This is a genomic window from Microbispora siamensis (assembly GCF_016863095.1).
Taxonomy (GTDB): Bacteria; Actinomycetota; Actinomycetes; order Streptosporangiales; family Streptosporangiaceae; genus Microbispora; species Microbispora siamensis.
The window spans coordinates 16186-34935 of the sequence record NZ_BOOF01000058.1 but is presented as its reverse complement, the minus strand read 5'-3'; the positions used below and the strand labels follow the sequence as shown (position 1 = coordinate 34935).

The following is an 18750-nucleotide window of genomic DNA, read 5'->3' as shown; positions in this document are numbered from 1 at the left end:
GCGCCCCGGTCAGGCCGGCAGTTCGCGCATGGAACGCAGCGGTGAGAAGAACAGGCGCAGCCAGCCCGCGGCGAGCACGGCCGACCCCGCCCACATCGCCGCCCGTACGCCTGCCAGCTCGCCCAGGGCGCCGGCCAGCAGCGCGCCGAGGGCCAGGGCGCCGAACATGAGGAAGCGGAATGTCGCGTTCATCCGTCCCAGCAGGTGGTCCGGCGTGATGCGCTGGCGGAAGCTGACCTTCAGCACGTTGTCGACGCCCGCCTTGGCTGTGATGACCAGCCAGGCCGCGCCCGCGAGCCACACACCGGGCCCGTGGTCGGCCAGGGGGACCAGGAACCCGGCCGGCGCGATCAGCGGGCCCATCACCCACATCACCCGCGCGTCGCCGAGGCGAGCGCTCAGCGGACGGGCCAGCATCGACCCGAGGAAGACCCCGACTCCGCCCAGGGCAAGGAAGAACCCGAGTGCACCCTCGGAGAGCCCCAGCTCGCGGACGAACAGCACCGGCAGCATGGTCACGTACACCTGGATCGCGAAGTTCGTGAGCCCCGCCTCCAGCACGAGGGGGTTCAGCAGCCGGTCGCCGAACACGAAGCGCAGCCCCTCGCCGATCTCCTGGTAGAGCCTTCGGCCGGGACGACGTGCCGGGACGGGATCGCTGGTGCGGATGAGGATCAGGCACACCGCCGACCACACGTATGTGATCGCGTCCAGCGCGATGGCCAGCGGGGCGGTGAGCAGTTGCACCAGATAGCCGCCCAGGCTACGGCCGGCGACCTGGTTGGCCGCGTCGAGGCTCACCAGCCGCGCGTTGGCCTCGGCCAGCCGGTCGCGGCCCACCAGGTGCGGCAGGAAACTCTGGTTGGCGACGTCGAAGAACACGGTCGCGACGCCGGTGAACAGCACGACGACGTACAACTGCCACAGGGTCAGCGCGCCGGCCCACCAGGCCAGCGGCACCGACAGCAACAGCGCAGCGCGGACGAGGTCGGTGACTATCTGCAGCCGGCGCTGCCGGGTGCGGTCCACCCATGCACCGGCGGGCAGGCCGATCAGCAGGAACGCGATCGTGCTCAGCGCGTTCAGCACGCCCAGTTCGCCCGGGGAGGCGTGCAGCGTCGTCACCGCGAGCAACGGCACGGCCAGGTAGCTGATCTGGGTGCCGAGCTTGCTCACGGCCGCCGCGGCGAAGGCGAGCCGGAAGTCGCGGTGGCCGAACAGCCCGCCGGCCGCGCCGGATCCCGCGGTGACATCCGGCGCCGCGGGCGCCTGCCCGCCTCGCCGGGAGCCGTCCGCGCGGCCGGAACCTCCTGCGGGGTTCGACGGCGGCTGCGGCGCGGGGCCGTCGGCGAGAGGTGCGACGCCATCCTGGCCGGAGGATGAAGATGCGCTCGACACGTCCGCTCTCCTCAACGGTGGGTGGGATCGAGCATCGCACGGAAGCCGGGCGATGTGACGGGGTGCGCGGTGTCCACTACCGGCATGACCGGTTGCGGCACCCGGGATGGACCTTGACCCTGGTCGCGGTGCTGGTTTCGCTGGGAGCCATGCCGAAACTGTCGTTCATGCGAGGGGAGGGTCCCGGCGCGATCACGCCCGACGGATGCGCCGTGGAGTTCTACGCGCGGCTGCGGGCTCGCGGTGAGCCCGAGCTGATCCACGAGGCCATCGGCGAGAAGGCGAGCGTGCTCGAACTCGGCGCCGGGGCCGGCCGCGTGACCCATCCCCTGAGGGACCTCGGGCACGAGATCGTGGCCGTCGACGAGTCGCCCGACATGCTCGCGCGCATCAGGGGAGCCGAGACGGTCTGCGCCCCGATCCAGGACCTGAACCTCGGCCGCCGGTTCGACGCCGTGGTGATGATCTCGTTCCTCATCGACATCCCCGACGACGACCTGATGCGCGCCTTCCTGCGGACCTGCCGGTCCCACGTGCGCGACGACGGCTGCCTCATCCTCGAACGCCACAAGCCGGGGTGGCACGAGACGGTGCGGCCCACCGAGCGGACCGACCCCGCCGGGTTCACCTCACGCATCCGAACGGTGGAACGGCCGGAGCCGGGAACGGTCGCCCTCACCGTGGACTACCTGTGGGGGGACGCCTCCTGGACCCATTCGTTCCTCACCCGGCCCATGAGCGACGAACGGCTGAGCGCCGAGCTGGCGACGGCCGGTTTCCGGATCGACCGGTTCCTCGATCCCGACCGGAGCTGGGTGCGTGCCCGGCCCGTCCCCGGAGGGCAGGGAGCATGAGCATCCTCGTCGTACACGGGAAGAACCTGAGCCGGCGCCGGCATCTGGCGCGGGTGCACGCCTTCGGCCGCGAGCACGGCCAGCGTGTGCTGCTGCTGATGAAGAACCCGTCGTGGGAGTCGGAGCACGCCGACCGGGTCGTCACGGTGGACACATCGGTCCTCGGGGACACGCTGGCCGCCGCGGTGCGGCTCCGGGACGAGGAGTCCGAGCCGATCCGTGCGGTGGTGACGTTCTCGGAGCGGCTGGTGCCCGCCGCCGCGAGGATCGCCGCCGAGCTCGGCCTGCCCTACGTGAGCGAGCACACCGCGCACATCGCGCGTGACAAGTACGCGATGCGGGAGGCCGTGGCCGCGGCCGGCGGCGTCCTCCAGCCCCGCTACGGCCTGGCCCGCTCGCTGCCGGAGGCCCGGGAGCTGGCCGGGCGGTTCGGCTATCCCCTCATCCTCAAACCCGTCATCGGCACCGGCAGCATGTACGTCAGGTGCGTCGCCGACGACGCGGAGCTCGCCGAGCACTTCGAGTTCCTGCGGGCCGAGTCGTGGGACGCCTCCGACCAGGACCCCCTCTACAGGGCCGCGCACGAGGAGTACGGCGGCGCGCTGCTGGTGGAGGAGTTCGTCCCGGGCACGGAGATCTGCATCGAGTCCCTCGTCCACCGTGGGGAGACGCGGGTGGTGGCGATCCACGACAAGCCGCTCCCGACCGGGCCGACGTTCGAGGAGGTCTACGCCTGCACGCCGACGCGGCTGCCGGCGGACCTCGTCCGTACGATCACCGACGCCACCGCCGCCGTCCACCGGGCGATGGGCATCGAGATCGGCCCCACCCACGTCGAGTTCCGGTTGCGGGACGAGAGGGAGCCGGTGCTCCTCGAGGCGGCGGCCCGGATGGGCGGCGGCCCCATCTACCGCTCGGTGCAGCTCAGCCTCGGCATCGACCTGGTCGAAGCGGCGCTGGAGCAGGCCCTGGGAGGCGAGCCGCGTCTCGAACCCGCCACGGCGCCGCGGCCGGTCGGCTTCTGGAACATCTTCCCCGAGCAGCCGGGCGTGCTGACCGCCGTCCACGGGGTCGAGGAGGCGGCGGCCGACCCCCGGATCGACGAGTTCGAGATCTACCGGGAGATCGGCGAGTATCTGAAGGTCCCTCCCCAGACCTTCCAGGGGCACGGCCACCTCATCTTCACCGTCGACGAGGTCGACCAGCTCGACGGCGTCTTCGCCGAGCTCACCAAGACGGTCCGGCTGGACACCGCACCCGCCGGCCGGGACGGTGCCCCATGACCGATCCGGTGACCCGCGACTACAACGACCGGTGCCTGTCGGGAGACGACAAGCTCCTGCACGTCATGGCCGAGGCACGCGGCCGCTTCCCCCGGATGTTCGACCTGTCGTGCGGCGACCGGCTCCTGCCGCGGCCCTTCTTCATCGACGAGGCGCGCATGAGGGACTGCGCCGCCGACCTGATCGGCCTGTTCGACCTGCTGGTCGGTCTTCCCGCCCGGCTCTTCGACGGCGACCTGGGCCGCTACTGCGAGGCGCTGGGGATCAGCAGGCGCAGGGCCGCCCTGATCCAGCGCTTCCCCGGCCCTCCCGACCTGTACGGCCGCGCCGATCTCTACCACGACGGCGACTCCTTCAAGCTCCTCGAGTTCAACATCGACAGCGCGCTCGGCGGCACCGACCGCGCCGAGATCTCCCGGCTCCTCCTCGAGACCGACGCGTTCCGCGCGTTCGCCGAGGAGCACCGGCTCGGCTACGTCCACACCGGAGAGCGCGTGGCACAGGCGCTGCGCAGAGCCGCGGAGCCGGTCACCGGCGGCGCCGACCCGGTCGTGGCCTTCGTCGAGGAGGACGGTGGACTGCCCAAGTATCTGCACCTGGCCCGCTCCTTCCAGGAGATGCTCGGACGGCTCGGGCTGGAGGTCCTGCTGACGGAGGTGAGCCAGGTCCGCAGCGACGGCGGGCGGCTCTTCGTCGACGGCAGGAAGATCGACGTCGTCCTCCGCTACTTCACCGACGAGGACATCGTGGCCGTCCCCGACGGGGAGAAGAGGGTCGAGCCGATCTTCCGGGCGCACGAGGACGGCACGGCCGTCCTGTGGACGAACATGCGCAGCGGCCAGGTCTTCAACAAGGGCTGTCTCGCCCTGCTCTCCGATGCCCGTACGCGGGAGGCGCTGTCGCCGGAGGAGAAGGCGCTGCTCGATCGCATCCTGCCCTGGACGCGGATCGTCTCCACCGGGCGGACCGAGGCCGGCGGCGAGACGGTCGACCTGCTCGACTACTGCCGCGCCCACCGCGAGGAGCTCATCCTCAAGCCGCACACCGGCTACGGAGGAGACGGCATCATCGCCGGATGGGAAGTGTCCGACCGTGAATGGCGGGAGGCGCTCGCCGAGGGCGTCCGGCGCGACTACACCGTCCAGCGGAGGGTGGTCCCCCGCCACGAACCGGTCGTCGACCCCGAGACCCGCGCCGTCGAGGACTGGGTGGCGGCCTGGGACGCGTTCATCACTCCCGACGGCTACGCCGGTTCCCACATCCGGGCACGCCGCACGGGCGGCGGCGCGGTCATCAACATGGGAGCCGGCGGGGCGGCCAGGACCACGGGGATCTTCCTCACCCCCGCTCCCTGATCGGCCATGACCCGGCGATGAGCATGGCGCCCGCGGCCGGGGCCGCGGGCGCCATGGGGTTCGTGGTCACCGCGGAGGCCGGGGCCTCCGCGGCCGGTGCGTCACGGGGTGACGGTCACCCGGACCGCCGGGGCCGCCGGCCGCCACATCACCCCCTTCTTCCCAGGGTTGGAGGGACACGCCGAGGTCTGTCCTGAGGTCGGCCGCGGCAGCGGCGGGCACCGGGGTCACGATCAGGCCCGCCGCCATGATCGGTACGACGCCAAGGATGAGCAGCCGCCGGGCTGATCGGAGGAGCTTGGGTCCAGGCGGCGACGGAGCGCGGTCAGGGCGTCGCGCCGACAGCATGGTTCCTCCCGAACTCGTTCACCAGTACGAGAAACCATTTGATCAAGACACGCGGATCGTCTTGCGCCAAGCCCGAGAGGACGTGCACGGGGGTTTCGCGAGAGAGTGGCGCGGGAACGGCGTCGCGGCGTGTAGTGTCGAAGACAGGTTGTGTCGAAGTCCCAGTATGCGTTGAAGCGCTTGCTGAGTTTATGACAGCGGGCGTTACCGTACGGAGCCGAGGCTTTCCCAAGGCGGTCGGTCGCAGCAGCCCGAGGATCACATCCGTGGCTCTCGAGATCGTCTCATCGAAGGAAAAGCATCATGGCTCAGGGAACCGTCAAGTGGTTCAACGCCGAGAAGGGCTTCGGCTTCATCGCCCCCGACGACGGCACTCCGGACGTCTTCGTCCACTACTCGGCCATCGACGCCGGCGGCTACCGTTCGCTGGAGGAGAACCAGCGGGTCGAGTACACCGCGGGCCGGGGCGCCAAGGGCCCGCAGGCCGAGCAGGTCCGCCCGCTCTAAGCAACGCTTCACACCGCCGATGACGGGGCACTGAGATGTGGCCCGTCATCCGACGGCATCCGGCCCCGGGCTCCTCGCGGAGTCCGGGGCCTCGTCATGCGGCCGCCGCCGATCTGAGGTGAGCGAGGGGCTCGCGGCGAAGACCGGGTCGCGCACCATGAACACGTCCACCTCGTCCTCGCTCTCGACCGTGAAGCCATACCGCTCGTACAGTCGCCGGGCCGAACTGCCCTGCAGCACGTTCAGCCGGACCACGGCGTCTTCGCGGTCGCACCGGTCCAGCAGCCCGGTCAGCACGCCTGAACCGATGCCCCTGCCCTGCAGGCCCGGGTCCAGGTAGAAGTGCTCCAGCCAGTAGGCGTCCTTCACCGGCCGCAGCGCCACGCAGCCGGCCAGGGCACCCGCCACCTCGATCACCCAGGTGTGCGCCGGCGTGAACCCGTCCCGCAGCCGCTGCCGTACGCGCTGCTCGTCGTACCGCCCGAGCCGCTCCAGATCCGGCCTCAGCACCACGGCCCGCAACTCGGCCACCGCCTCGACGTCCGCCGCCGAAGCCGGCCGAAGCCCCCAGACTGCCACGATCGGGATCGTATCGCCCCGGTTCCTGCCGGCCCGGCCTAGGTGAGACGGGCGTAGAGGATGACGTTGTCGGTGTAGTGGCCGCTCCGGCGGTCGAACACACCGCCGCACGTCACCAGGCGAAGGCCCGCGTGGTCCAGTGGGCCGTACACGCGACGGGTGGGGAACCGCTTCTTCGGCACCCTCTCCACCGATTCGACCTCGAACCTGGCCACCGAGCCGTCCGCACGGCCGACCTTGACGATGTCTCCGGGTCTCATGCGCCCGAGGTCGTAGAAGACTCCCTTGCGGCCCGCGCCGTCGACGTGACCGAGGATGACCGCCGCCCCGCGCTCGCCGGGGGTCGCTCCGTGCGCGTACCAGCCGGCCTCCTCGGGGTGGTCTGCCGGCGGGACCTGCACCGTGCCGTCAGGATTGAGCCCGAGCCGGCCCAGCGTCACGTGTACGCCGATCTTCGGGATGTCCAGGCTGCGCGGCTCGGACGGCCCGAGCACACGGCCGTCCGAAGAGGAAACCTGCTCCGCCACGGCGGCCGCCGCTGTCCGGGCGGCCGCGGGTGGCGGGACCGGAGGCCCGTCCGCCGGCAGGACTCCGCGGCCCACGAACACGGCGCCGGTCAGGGCGACGGCGGCGGCCGCCACGCCCAGGACGCGACGGCCGCGGTCCGTCCTCGCACCCGGCATGTCAGGCACCCGCGCGCGACCTCCGGCGCAGTGCCAGCACACCCATCCCGGCCCCCGCGGCGAGAAGGGCGGCACCCGCCGGGACCAGCACGGTCGCGGTGTCCGAGGGGCCGCCACCGGTCTCCGGGGCGCCTCGCGGCACGGTCCGCGGGCGCTCGGCCGGGGCCTGACCCTCCTCGCTCGGCGGCGCCGGCGCGGCCGACGGCACGGGCTTCGGCGCCTCCGACGGGGACTTCGCGACAGGCGAGGGCGCGGCGGCCACCGGCCGGGCGTCGGCCATGGCGGGGCTCACGGGCACGGTCAGTACGGCGATGCCGAGCGCCGAGGCGGCCAGCGCGGTACGGATCAGTCGCATGCTTCCTCCTTGCGCGGCGGCATGGCGGGCGGGTTTCCCACCAGGCGCGCCGCAGGTCACCGATCTGGGAATGGCCTCGATGCTGGCAGGGGAATGTCCGCCGGCCATGATCGGAATGTCATGAGCATGTAATGGATGTCGGCATTCGCAGGAAGGAAAACGGACATGCCGGATACTTGAACAGTGGCCCGGGTGATGCTGATCGAGGACGACCACTCCGTACGGGAGAGCCTGCGTCTGTCATTGGGCCGGAGCGGGCACGACGTCGAGGTCGCGCGGACCGGCGAGGAAGGCCTTCGACGGATGTCCGCCGCCCCCGCCGACATCGTCGTGCTCGATCTGATGCTTCCCGGGCTCGACGGATTCGAGGTGTGCCGCCGCATCCGCGCGGGAGGGCCCACGCCGATCGTCATGCTCACCGCCCGCGGCGACGACCTCGACGTGGTCAGCGGCCTGGAGGCGGGTGCCGACGACTACGTGGTCAAGCCGGTCCGGCCACGCGTGCTGGAGGCGCGGATCCGCGCGGTGCTGCGGCGCGGAGGACCCGCCGCGGCGGCGGCCCCCGCGTCGGCCGGGCCGGAGACCCACGGCGACCTGACCATCGACCGGGGCGCCCTCACCGTGGTCAAGGCCGGAGTCCCGATCACCCTGCCGCCGACGGAGCTGCGGCTGCTGCTGGAACTGTCGGCGGCCTACAACCAGGTGTTCAGCCGTCAGCAGCTCCTGGAGTCGGTCTGGGAGCTCGACTTCCTGGGTGACTCCCGGCTGGTGGACGCGTGCGTGCAGCGGCTGCGCGCGAAGATCGAGGACGTCCCCGCCAGGCCCCGGTACATCCAGACGGTGCGCGGGTTCGGTTACCGGTTCGGCCCTCTATGAGGCGAGGTCCCGGGGACGGCCGGCTCGCCGGCTGGGTTCGCGGGCTGCGCCCACGGCTGATGATCGTCTGTGTGCTGCTCGCGGTGCTCAGCGCCGTGACGGCCGCCGGGCTGGTGTACCGCCAGGCACGCGACCTCATGCTGGCCCGTACGGAGTGGTCGCTCGTCAACGAGTTCCGGCTGCGCGTCGCGACGCTCACCGAGAACATGCAGCACCCGCCGGACCGGCCGGCGCTGCAACGGCTCGCCAACGGCGTCGCGCCCTCGTTCCTCGATGCGACCGGGGCCGCCGCCTACCGGGGCGGGGGCCTGGTCGCCTCCGGCGACGACGCAGGAGCGATCACTTCCGAGCTGCGCCGTACCGTCCTCGACCGCAACCGCCTCTTCTCCCAGCGCGTCGTCAGGTCCGGCACGCCGTACCTCGTGGTCGGCACGCCGGTGATGCTCGGCAAGCAGGCCAAATCCTCGGGCGTCGAGGTGTACCTCGTGGCCTCCCTCGCCAAGGAGCAGCGAGAGGAGGAGCTCCTGGTCACGGCCGCACGGAACGGGGCGATCCCCGTCGTGCTGCTCGCCGTGGCGCTCGCCCTCGTGGCGGCGCGCGGCGTCCTGCGCCCGGTCCGGGACCTCGACCGCGCCGCGCGCAGGCTCGGCGCGGGCGAGCTGGACACGCGCCTGAAGGTGACCGGCGGTGACGAGCTGGCGCGGCTGGTCGAGACTTTCAACGCCACGGCCGCGGCCCTGGAGGCGAACGTCTCGGAACTGCGGAGCATGGAGGTCCAGGCCCGCCGATTCGTCGCCGACGTGTCGCACGAACTGCGCACCCCGCTGGCGTCCATCCTCGCGATGGCCGACGTGTTCGAGGAGGAGGCCGGCCACCTGGAAGGCGACCTCGAGAAGGCGGCCCGCCTGATGAACCTCGAAGTCGGCAGGCTGGTGCGGCTCGTCGAGGACCTCATGGAGATCTCCCGCTTCGACGCCGGTGCGGCGAGGCTGGTCCTGGACGACGTCGACGCGGCGGACGCGATCCGCGCCTGTCTGCGGACCCGCGGCTGGGCCGGGCGGGTGGGCCTCGATCTGCCCGCGGACATGCGGATCCGGCTGGACCCGCGCCGGTTCGATGTGATCATGGCGAACCTCGTGGGGAACGCCCTCCGCCATGGTGCGCCCCCGGTCACCGTACGGCTCCGCGCCGGGCCCGAGACCGTCGTCATCGAGGTGCGGGACGCGGGCGCCGGGGTGGACCCACGGATCCTTCCGCATGTCTTCGATCGTTTCTCGAAGGCCGACGAGGCACGGACCAGGTCGGACGGAAGCGGCCTCGGGCTCGCCATCGCCCGCGAGAACGCCCGGCTCCACGGCGGCACGATCGAGGTGGCGAATCCGCCGGAAGGCGGGGCGGTGTTCACCCTCACGCTGCCCCGCCACCCGCGGCCGCCCCAGACCGGCCCCGGCGACGCCTCGCCGATCGGGAGGCGCGAGCCGTGAGCTTCCGTACCCGCCGTACGGCCGCCGCCCTCGCGGTGGTCGTCACGTCCACGACGGCGGCAGGTTGCGGCATCGCCCCGACCGGCGTCAGGGACGGAGGCGAGCCCGCGGTGGGGTTCCGCCCGAGCACCCGGCTCTACTTCGTGTCGGGCGCGCGACTCCGGGCCGTGACCCGTCCCATCCCGCCGCTCACACTGAAGGAGACTCTCGACCTGTTGATGGATGGGCCGAGCGCCGACGAGCGCAAACGAGGGCTGCGTACCGACCTGCTCCCCGACGTGCACGGGCCGCTGAAGGTCAGCGCGGGCCGGGCGAGGGTCCTCATCACGCTCCCCCCACCCAGGCCGACCCCGGCGGAAGCGCCGCAACCCCCCACCGACGTCCCCCGCCCCGAGCTGTCGCTGGGCCAGCTCACCTGCACCGCCGCCGGTGCCGTCGCGGCGCGGGAGAACATCGATCCCGACGCGGTCACCGTCGTCTTCCGGAGGCCCGGGATCAGCCGGACGGAATCGTTCCACTGCTCGGAGTTCCCCCGAGGCTAGGGGGTGCGTCCCCCGCCGGCCCACCCTCCCGGTACGGCAGGCGCGCGCGGGAGACCGTCTAGCCCTTGCGATCCGGCGCCGGGGAGGCCGGCGACTGCTCGTGGGGCAGCAGGTAGCGCCAGGAAAGCGTGAAGACCGCCCCCGAGCCGGTCCTGAAGAGCGACCGGTCGTATCTCTGCCCGGCGGGAACCGCCTTGGTGATCGCGCTCACCGCCGCCCCCTCGACGTCCTTCTGCCATACCGGATCCACCATGCCCGAAGGCTCCGGAACGCCCTTGGGCCAGGGCGACGGCCTGCCCTCCGCCGACTCGGCCCCTTCGGCGACCACCCGGACGCGGGTGGCGACATAGTCGGCGCCCTCCGCGGCGGCCCGGGTCGCCAGGCCCTCCATCAGCTTCTTCGCGTCCACCAACTGCTTCGGGTAGAAGGCCGCGAGCTGTTCCAGGGCCGGGACCCGAACCTCCAGCATCTTTCCGTCCTTCCCCCGTACGCCGAGGACGGTGTCCGGCACGTCCGTCACCGACGGTGCGCCTGGCTTCGGCTTCGCGGTCGGCGGTTGCCCGCCCAGGTACTCCTCCATCCGCGCGACCACCTCGCCCGCCTCGGCATCGGTGAGCGTCATCTGCGTGCTCGCGTCGACGATCACCAAGCCGTCGTCGTACAGCACCACCCTGGGCGGACGCAGCACGTTCATGGTCGCGGTCACGTACCCGCCTTCCGCGCCCCACAAGGCGACCGGCTTCGCCGGCCCGTCGTCGGCCGCGGCCGCCGACGTGTCCGGTTCCACTCCGCCACAGGCCGCGGTCAGCGCCGTCACCCCCATGAGCAGGATCATTCGCAGTCTCATGCCTCCACCACGTAAGCACCCTCGCCCCGGTTCATGCTCGCGCCGCCCCGTTCGGATGGAAGCGCCATTCGGAAGATGACCATCTTGTGCGCTGAATCGCCGGTCGGCAGGTCGACTCGGCCGGCCTTACCGACTGCGGTGAACTCTTGAACAATTCACGATCAAGCTGTTACGGTCACCAACCAACTCTAAAGGCTGGATTCGGGGCGATTTCGGACTCTCGGAATCGGAGCCAGCCAGACCGCGGCAATGATGCCGCGGCCTCACCGTTCAAGGAGCAACGCATGCAGCACGCCCTGCCCAAGCGACGCCTCGCGGCCACCGCCGCGGCGTTCGCCATGGTGGGTGCCGCCTTCCTTGGAGGCGCGACCGACTCGGCCAGTGCGGCCACCACCGATGAGCCGACGTCGACACCGGTCAACGTGGACATCCCCGACGGGATGCTCATGAGCTACGTCGTCAACGCCCGAATCGCCAACCCCGGCCAAACTCGTCTCGTCGAGCGCGCGGTCGAGGCCGCCGGAGGTGTCGTCGTCCAGTCCTGGCCCGCGATCGGCGTGGTCGTCGCCCACTCCGACCGCGCGGCCTTCCGCGCGAACGTCACCGCCAAGGGTGGCAACGCGGTCGCCTCCGTCGGCGCCACCCGCACGGCCGGGGTCTCCGAGGGGACGCCGGCCGACCTGGCCCCGCCGTGGGGTCCCGGTGCCAACGGGTACAAGAAGGGCGCCAAGAAGCCGGACAACGGCGACATCCCGTCCGACCCGCAGCCGGGCGAGAGCCTCGACCCCAACGAGGGCGTCCAGTGGGACATGCAAATGATCAAGGCCCCGCAGGCGCAGGCGATCTCCGACGGCAACCGCAACGTCCTCGTCGGGGTGCTCGACAGCGGCATCTCGCCGACGCACCCGGACCTCAAGGCCAACATCGACGTCGCGAACTCGGTCAACTGCAGCAACGCCGGCCGTCCGGACCAGACGCCGTTGGCTTGGCGCCCGACGACGAGCGACCACGGTACGCACGTCGCCGGCACCATCGCCGCCGCCCGCAACAACATCGGCATCGTCGGTGTCGCGCCGAACGTGCGCATGGCCTCCGTCAAGGTCGTCAACGACGACGGCTTCATCTACCCGGAGTACGCCGTCTGCGGCTTCATGTGGGCGGGCCTGAAGCACATGGACGTCACGAACAACTCCTACTACGTCGACCCGTTCGAGTTCTGGTGTGACGACCAGCCCGACCAGGCCGCCAGCAAGGAGGCCGTCCGGCGTGCCGTGCAGTGGGCCACCGCGCAGGGCGTCGTCAACGTCGCCGCGGCGGGCAACTCCAACTACGACATGGCCAACAAGACCGTGGACAAGGGCAGCCCCAACGACGCGCCGGCGCCGACCGTGCGTACGATCAACAGCCACTGCAACGACATCCCGGCCGAGCTCGACGGTGTCGTGACGGTCGCATCCCTGCAGCGCGTGGGCACCACGCTGGACAGCGTCCGGTCGTCCTTCTCCAACTACGGCCTCGGCAAGATCGACGTCGCGGCTCCCGGCTCGTCGATCTACTCGACGACCTGGAACACCCGGACGGGAGCCGACGGCTACGGCACCAAGAGCGGCACGTCGATGGCGAGCCCGCACGTCGCCGGCGTCATGGCGCAGATGAAGTCGGCGCACCCGTCCTGGTCGCCAGCCGAGATGATCAGCGAGCTCAAGGCGCGGGCCGTACCCAAGCCGTGCCCGCAGAACACCGCGGCCTGCACCGGCACCGTCGACGACAACAGCTTCTTCGGCGCCGGTGTCGTCGACGCCCTCGCAGTCGTCAAGTGAACTGACCCTGGCGTCACCTGAGTGACACCACGGCGCTGGGCCTGCACCGTCATGACGGTGCAGGCCCAGCCCCTCTTCTCTCGACTTCGCGGGCTCGGCTCCGGGTCAGCGGGCGGTGCGGGGCAGCACCTGGACCAGCGCGACGACGGCGGCGGCCAGACCGACCAGGAGAGCCAGGCCGAGAGCGAAGGCGTGCGGGTAGTGAGCCGGCGTGGGAGCGCCAAGGGCGCCGTAGAAGACCATCCCGACCAGGGCCACACCGATCGCGCCGCCCGCCTGCTGGGCCGTGCTCAGGACGCCCGAGGCCGCGGCGGCGTGCCGGGGATCGGTCCCCGCCAGGACGATCGCGGGCAGCGGAGCCATGATCAAGCCCATTCCCGCGCCGGCGACGAGCAGGCCCGGGATGATCCACGCGACGGGACGCCCGGTGTCCAGAGCCGAGGCCGTCTCGGCCAGAGCCGCGTACCCGAGTGCGACGACCAGGGCTCCCACGGTGACGACCTGGCGGCCGAGCCGGGCCGCGATCCGTCCGGACAGGGCCGAGGAGACGAAGTAGCCGAGGCCAAGGGGAAGGAAGATCAGGCCGGAACCGAGAGCGTCCAGGCCGCGGCCCTCCTGCAGGTAGAGCGCCAGGACCAGGAAGAACGAGCCCGTCGTCATCGAATAGATCAGGCTGACGACCACACCGGCGGAAAACGAGCGGTGCCGGAACAGCGCAGGGTCGATCAGGGGCGCGGCCGTCCGGCGCTGGTGCAGGGCGAAGGCGGCCAGAAGGGCGACGGCGGCGGCCAGGCAGAGCCACGTCCATGCCGGCCAGCCCTGCTGCTGGCCCTGCACGAGCGGGTACACGATGGCCACCAGGCCCAGGCAGACCAGCGCGGCGCCGGTCAGGTCCAGACGGGCCCCGGTGGCCCGTGATTCGGGGATCAGCCGCCGGGTCAGCAGCAGAGTGACCGCGCCCACCGGGACATTGATCAGGAAGATGCTGCGCCAGCCGAGCCCGGCGATGTCGGCCCTGATGAGCGCGCCGCCGATGAGCTGCCCGAACACGCCGCCGAAGCCGAGGGCCATGCCGTAGGCATTGAACGCTTTGGTGCGGTGCGCGCCGGTGTAGAGGGTGTTGATGATGGCGAGGACCTGCGGCATCAGCAGAGCCGCCCCGGCGCCCTGGACGACCCGGGCGCCGACGAGGAACCCGGCGCTCGGGGCCTCGCCGCAGGCGGCCGAGGCCAGGGTGAAGACGGCCAGGCCTATCGAGAAGAGCCGCCGACGCCCGTACAGGTCACCCAACCGCCCGCCGAGGACGAGCCCGGAGGCCAGGGCGATGCCGAATCCGGCGACGATGAACTGGATCGCCGACGGGCTCGCGTTCAGCTCGCGCTGTGTCACGGGGATCGCGACGTTGACGATGAAGAAGTCGAGGGTGGTGATGAAGACACCGGTGAGGAGCACCAGCAGGCTTCCCCAGCCGGCGCTGCTGCCGGTCGCCGCAACCGGTGTCGACCGCGGTGACGTTATGGTCGTCATTTCTCCTCCTGCTCGCGCCGTTCCATGCACAGCTTCGCGGCGGGTACGGCATCACGGCGATTACGCGTGAGGTCATGAAGCCCGTGCGATGCGCCCGAACGGAGCCGCCCGAGGCATGCGGCGCGCGGGTGGCGTCCTGGCCTATCTGGCGGCCCTCGCCGGCGACGAGGAGAGGCGGCCGCCGGCTCTGCGACGAGGCGCTGGGCGGAGCGGTCGTTCCGATGCAGGGAGCGCTGCGGGTCGACTGGGCGCGTGGCGTGCTCGACCTGGTCGAGGCCATTGAGCCTGACGGCAGGACCTGAGCGTCCGCTGCCGTTGCCGTCAGAGAACACCAAAAACGCCCCGGAGCGTGATCATTCGGGGCGTTTGGGCTGTTCAGAGATGGTAGTCAGGGGCAGGGTCGAACTGCCGACCTTCCGCTTCTCAGGCAGACCGACCGCCCTGCTCCGCTCGACCGACACGAGGCCAGAAGGCTGTGGACGGCTGCCGCGGTGTGCTCGTGGTGGCCGACGTTGTCGTCACCGTTGTCGTCACCGTTGTCGTCAGCCCCACGTCCTGTAGTCGGCGGCACAGGCTCGAAGCGTTCCGAGAATCCTCGGCAGCTCACCCCTTCGCCTTCATCCCCCGGAGGGGGCTTTCAGTCATCCATGACCGCGGCGTCTCGATGGAAGGAGCAGGCGGGACCGGCGTCGGCGGGTGCGGGCGGGACTGCGCCGGCGGGCCAGGGGCGGGCGTTCAGGGCCTCGAGGGCCTGGCGGGCCATGGCCAGCTTCTCGTAGACGAACAGGACCGGGTGGCCGGCGGCCATCGTGACCGCGATGCGCAGGGCGGCCTGCGGTCCTTCGGCGGTGGCGAGGCCGATGCCGGGCCGGGCCCGGCGCATGGCCGCCATGATCAGACCGGTCATCTCACCGGGGCGGCGGCCGCGCTTGTCGGCGTCCTCGTAGACGACGACCCGGCCGAACCACGCGGCGACGGCCTCGGCCGAGCGGGCCACCAGATCGTCGCGGCGGTCGCCGGGCAGCGTGATCGCGGCCACGGGCTCGCCGCCCCAGACGTCGCTGATCATGCGGCCGGTCGCGTCGAGCGCGGCGGCGTTGTGGCCGTAGTCCAATATCACCGGGCCGCCGCCGGCCAGGTAGACGTTGCCGCGCCCAGGGTTCGACTCGCCCGGCGTGAACGTGCCCAGCGCGCGCCGGATGTCCTTGGCGCTGACCCCGAGCCCGCGGCAGGCCGCCACCGCGGCCAGCGCGTTCGCGATCACGTGCGGGGCGAGCCCGCCGAACGCGCCGGGCAGCTCGGCCACGCTGAGCAGCGCCCGATCCCGGTCCGCATCGAACTCGACCAGCTCGCCGTTGCGAAGCTCGTACGCCAGGCCGCCCGCCTGCCGGTGCCGTTCGATGAGCGGGTTGCCGTTCACCAGGCTGAAATACCTGATCACGGACGCGTTCCTGCGCACCCGCGGCCGGTCGGCGAGCGCGGCGACCAATGGGTCGTCGGCGTTCAGCACCACGGTCCCGCCCTCGCGAACCTCCTCGGCGACCAGCGCCTTCACCTCGACCAGCTCGTCGAGATCCTCCACGCCGTCCGCGCCCAGGTGGTCGGCGGTGATGTTGGTGACCACGGCCACGTCGGCCTGGTCGTAGCCGAGCCCACCGCGGATGATCCCGCCGCGCGCCGTCTCCAGCACCGCGGCCTCGATGCTGGTGTCGTCGAGCACCATGTCCGCGGACTGCGGGCCCGAGGCGTCGGCGTCGTAGACCAGCCGGCCGCCGGAGTAGACCCCGTCCGTGGTGGACATCCCCACCCGCATCCCGGCCTTGCTCAGGATGTGGCCGATCATGCGGACCGTCGTGGTCTTCCCGTTGGTCCCGGTGACCGCGACGACCGGGACCCGAGATGGGGCGCCGGGCGGGTACAGGCTGTCGATCAGCGCGCCGGCCACGTCCCGCGGCGCCCCCTCGGCCGGGGACAGGTGCATCCGCAGCCCCGGGCACGCGTTGACCTCGATCACCGCGCCAGGCTCGGCCCCGCCGTGACCGGCCCCGCCGCACCGTATCGGTGCCGCGATGTCGGCCAGCCGCACGTCGATGCCGCAGACGTCCAGGCCGACCACGGCCGCGGCCCGGCGGCACATGTCGGCCACGTCCTCGTGCACCAGGTCGGTCACGTCGCGGCTGGTTCCGCCGGTGGACAGGTTCGCGTTCCGGCGCAGGGTCACGAACTGGCCGCGGGCCGGGACCGACGCCGGGCCCAGGTCCTGGGCCTCCAGGTGCGCGAGCGCGTGCTCGTCCAGTTTGATCTTGGTCAGCTCTCGGGAGTGGCCCTCGCCCCGGCGCGGGTCGGCATTCACCATGTCGACGAGTTGGGTGATGTCAGAGACACCATCGCCGGTCACCGAGGCCGGCCGCAGCTCGGCCGCGGCCACCACCTGGCAGTCGACCACCAGCACCCGGTAGTCGGTGCCGGGCACGAACCTCTCCACGATCGCGCCCTCGCCGTCGGCCGCCGCCTGAGCGTATGCGGCGGCCGCGGCCGCGGCGGTGGTCACGCCGACGGTCACGTTGGCACCGTGGTTGCCGTGGAGCGGTTTGATCACGACCGGGCCGCCGAGCCGGCCCAGCGCCCCGGCGGCGTCGGCCGCGCTCCAGGCCACCACCCCATCGGGCACCGGGATGCCCGCGTCGGTCAGCAGCTGCTTGGCCAGCATCTTGTCGGCCGCGATGTCCACACCGATCACCGACGTCTGCTCGGTCAGCGCGGCGCACACGAGCCGGCGATAGCGCCCGTATCCGAGCCGCAGCATGCTCAGCCGGCCGACCCGGCGGACCGGTATCCCCCGGCGGCGGGCCGCGCCCGCGAGCGCGGCCGTGCTCACGCCGAGGCGCTCCCGCTCCACGACCCGAGCGATCCTGGCCAGTTCGAGCGGCAGGTCGGGGATGCGCTCAAGGAGAATGTGCTCGACCGTGGTGATGGCCAGTTCCAGCAGCTCGGCCGGCACCGAGGACTGCGCGGGCTCGTCCTGCGGGCACTCGGTCATAACGTCGTAGCGGCCGTCGGCGCCGGCCCACATGGTCCGGCCCAGGTACACGTCGCGGCCCACCAGGCTGGACAGCTCCAGCGTCACGTGCTCGGTTACGTGGCCGAAGTAGGTGCCCCGGGCCATCGCCTCCAGGAACCCGCCCGGACGCCCGGCCGCGCAGTGGTGCTCGGCCAGCCCGGGCAGGGCCGCGGTCAGCCGCCCGGCGAAGCCCGGGTACTCGGTGGTGTTCCGGCCGGTCAGCTCCTCGAGCTCGAGCCGCGCGACGGTGACCGGCCGGGTGCTGAATGAGTTGGGTCCGCTCAGGTGACGCAGGTCGTCGAGACGCACGTGACACTCCCCAAGGGTTGGGCGGATGATCGGGCTGGCGGTGATCAGTACCGGTCGTGCGCGGGCCCGATGGTGGCCTCGCGGGTCGCGATGTCGAAGACGCACCCGGCGGGCAGCAGGTGCAGCCGGACGCCGAACAGGGTGATCGGGTCTTCGTCCCCGGCGGCGTGGATGACCGTGGCGTTCCGCCCGTCGGCCACCGTGGCCACGCCGGCGCCGAGCACCTCGAAGCGGGTGCCGTCGACCAGGATCCCGGTGTTCTCGCCGATGCCGACGCCCAGGTACTCCAGGTCGAGCGCCATGGCGCTGAGCAGCCGGGGGAGCCGGCCGCGCTCGCTGAAGTGCATGTCGATGATGAGCGCCCTCGGGAGCAGGCCGAGCCCCGGGCCGGTGCGGACCGTAGCGGCGGACACGCCGGGGCCCTCGCCGCCGAGGATCATCGTGTGGCCCATGGCGGTGGCGCCGGCGCTGGTCCCGGCGATGACCGCGCCGCCTGCCCGCAGCCGCTCACGCAGGATCTCGTTGGCCCGCGAGCCGACCAGGGCGCGCAGCCGCGACTGGTCGCCGCCGGAGAAGAACACGCCCGTGGCGTCGTCGAGGAGCTTGGCCGCGTTGTCGCCGTCGGCGTCGGAGCGCCCGCGCAGCCGCAGTTCCCTGGTGTGGTCCACGCCGAGCTTGCGGAACACCCGCTCGTAGTCGGCGTGCACCTCCTCGGGCGCCCCGGTGGCCGTAGTGACCAGCACGATCCGGGCCGCCTCGCCGCCAGACAGCTCCACGAACCGCTCGAGCAGGCCGGAACCGCGGCACTCGGCGCCCCCGATGATAAGCAGGCGGCCCGGATCACCAGGCTTACGCCCTTCGTCCGCGTCCATGCTCCCCTCCTCGACCAGTTGTTACCCTTAGTCGTCGGATATCACCCGAG

The 18750-nt window shown here is 71.7% G+C and carries 17 protein-coding genes and 1 tRNA gene; 9 read left to right on the top strand and 9 right to left on the bottom strand.

The genetic code is table 11. The features are described 5' to 3' along the window. Positions 1-9: 9 nt before the first annotated feature. On the bottom strand, positions 10-1398 hold the full coding sequence (locus Msi02_RS37400; protein ID WP_239109111.1) for an MFS transporter: 1389 nt from the start codon (positions 1396-1398) through the stop codon (positions 10-12). A 128-nt stretch (positions 1399-1526) separates the two neighbouring features. Here Msi02_RS37400 and Msi02_RS37395 point away from each other — a divergent pair, with 128 nt between their 5' ends. The 4 genes from Msi02_RS37395 (at position 1527) to Msi02_RS37380 (ending at position 5745) form a co-directional block, all read left to right on the top strand. Further along, entirely contained in the window at positions 1527-2252 is a 726-nt protein-coding gene (locus tag Msi02_RS37395) for a class I SAM-dependent methyltransferase (protein WP_239109110.1), read from the top strand. After that, positions 2249-3535 (top strand): ATP-grasp domain-containing protein, encoded by a 1287-nt coding sequence (locus Msi02_RS37390; RefSeq protein ID WP_079315036.1) that lies wholly within the window; start codon positions 2249-2251, stop codon positions 3533-3535. The genes Msi02_RS37395 and Msi02_RS37390 overlap by 4 nt, the downstream gene beginning before the upstream one ends. Continuing rightward, positions 3532-4890 (top strand): glutathionylspermidine synthase family protein, encoded by a 1359-nt coding sequence (locus Msi02_RS37385; RefSeq protein WP_204052511.1) that lies wholly within the window; start codon positions 3532-3534, stop codon positions 4888-4890. The genes Msi02_RS37390 and Msi02_RS37385 overlap by 4 nt, the downstream gene beginning before the upstream one ends. A gap of 651 nt (positions 4891-5541) precedes the next feature. Beyond that, the gene (locus tag Msi02_RS37380; protein WP_079315033.1) at positions 5542-5745 is read left to right on the top strand and encodes a cold-shock protein; all 204 of its coding nucleotides are present in this window, start codon (positions 5542-5544) and stop codon (positions 5743-5745) included. Positions 5746-5790: 45 nt separating this feature from the next. On the opposite strand, the gene Msi02_RS37375 is transcribed toward Msi02_RS37380, so the two are convergent. Genes Msi02_RS37375 through Msi02_RS37365 form a run of 3 tightly spaced genes read right to left on the bottom strand, consistent with a single transcriptional unit; the run spans position 5791 to position 7362 of the window. Continuing rightward, entirely contained in the window at positions 5791-6324 is a 534-nt protein-coding gene (locus tag Msi02_RS37375; RefSeq protein WP_204052510.1) for a GNAT family N-acetyltransferase, read from the bottom strand. A 38-nt stretch (positions 6325-6362) separates the two neighbouring features. Next, positions 6363-7007 carry a class F sortase gene (locus Msi02_RS37370; RefSeq protein WP_204052509.1) on the bottom strand — a complete coding sequence of 215 codons (645 nt, stop codon included), beginning with the start codon at positions 7005-7007 and terminating at the stop codon, positions 6363-6365. Between the two features lies 1 nt (position 7008). Continuing rightward, positions 7009-7362 (bottom strand): hypothetical protein, encoded by a 354-nt coding sequence (locus tag Msi02_RS37365; RefSeq protein ID WP_143737278.1) that lies wholly within the window; start codon positions 7360-7362, stop codon positions 7009-7011. Between the two features lie 183 nt (positions 7363-7545). Between Msi02_RS37365 and Msi02_RS37360 the strand changes: the two genes are divergently transcribed. Genes Msi02_RS37360 through Msi02_RS37350 form a run of 3 tightly spaced genes read left to right on the top strand, consistent with a single transcriptional unit; the run spans position 7546 to position 10264 of the window. Then, a complete protein-coding gene (locus Msi02_RS37360) occupies positions 7546-8238 on the top strand; it encodes a response regulator (RefSeq protein WP_204052508.1) in 693 nt (230 codons plus the stop codon). Further along, positions 8235-9722: an ATP-binding protein gene (locus Msi02_RS37355; protein ID WP_204052507.1), complete on the top strand. Its 1488-nt coding sequence runs from the start codon at positions 8235-8237 to the stop codon at positions 9720-9722. Before Msi02_RS37360 ends, Msi02_RS37355 begins: the two co-directional genes overlap by 4 nt. Beyond that, positions 9719-10264, top strand: a complete 546-nt coding sequence (locus Msi02_RS37350; protein ID WP_204052506.1) for a hypothetical protein — start codon at positions 9719-9721, stop codon at positions 10262-10264. The genes Msi02_RS37355 and Msi02_RS37350 overlap by 4 nt, the downstream gene beginning before the upstream one ends. Before the next feature lie 58 nt (positions 10265-10322). On the opposite strand, the gene Msi02_RS37345 is transcribed toward Msi02_RS37350, so the two are convergent. Beyond that, positions 10323-11111, bottom strand: coding sequence for a hypothetical protein (locus tag Msi02_RS37345; protein WP_204052505.1), 789 nt, complete (start codon positions 11109-11111; stop codon positions 10323-10325). Positions 11112-11395: 284 nt separating this feature from the next. Between Msi02_RS37345 and Msi02_RS37340 the strand changes: the two genes are divergently transcribed. Next, on the top strand, positions 11396-12931 hold the full coding sequence (locus Msi02_RS37340; protein WP_204052504.1) for a S8 family peptidase: 1536 nt from the start codon (positions 11396-11398) through the stop codon (positions 12929-12931). 105 nt (positions 12932-13036) lie between these two features. Here the strand turns inward: Msi02_RS37340 and Msi02_RS37335 are convergent, their stop codons facing one another. Next, complete coding sequence (locus Msi02_RS37335) at positions 13037-14458, bottom strand: MFS transporter (RefSeq protein WP_204052503.1); 1422 nt, start codon at positions 14456-14458, stop codon at positions 13037-13039. A 74-nt stretch (positions 14459-14532) separates the two neighbouring features. Here Msi02_RS37335 and Msi02_RS37330 point away from each other — a divergent pair, with 74 nt between their 5' ends. Next, positions 14533-14760: a hypothetical protein gene (locus Msi02_RS37330; RefSeq protein WP_204052502.1), complete on the top strand. Its 228-nt coding sequence runs from the start codon at positions 14533-14535 to the stop codon at positions 14758-14760. A gap of 80 nt (positions 14761-14840) precedes the next feature. Here Msi02_RS37330 and Msi02_RS37325 read toward each other — a convergent pair. From Msi02_RS37325 to Msi02_RS37315, 3 genes are all read right to left on the bottom strand, one after another. After that, positions 14841-14914, bottom strand: a tRNA-Leu gene (locus tag Msi02_RS37325). 181 nt (positions 14915-15095) lie between these two features. Further along, positions 15096-17828, bottom strand: coding sequence for a cyanophycin synthetase (cphA, locus tag Msi02_RS37320; RefSeq protein ID WP_204052501.1), 2733 nt, complete (start codon positions 17826-17828; stop codon positions 15096-15098). 44 nt (positions 17829-17872) lie between these two features. Continuing rightward, entirely contained in the window at positions 17873-18700 is an 828-nt protein-coding gene (locus tag Msi02_RS37315) for a cyanophycinase (protein WP_204052500.1), read from the bottom strand. Positions 18701-18750 lie beyond the last annotated feature (50 nt).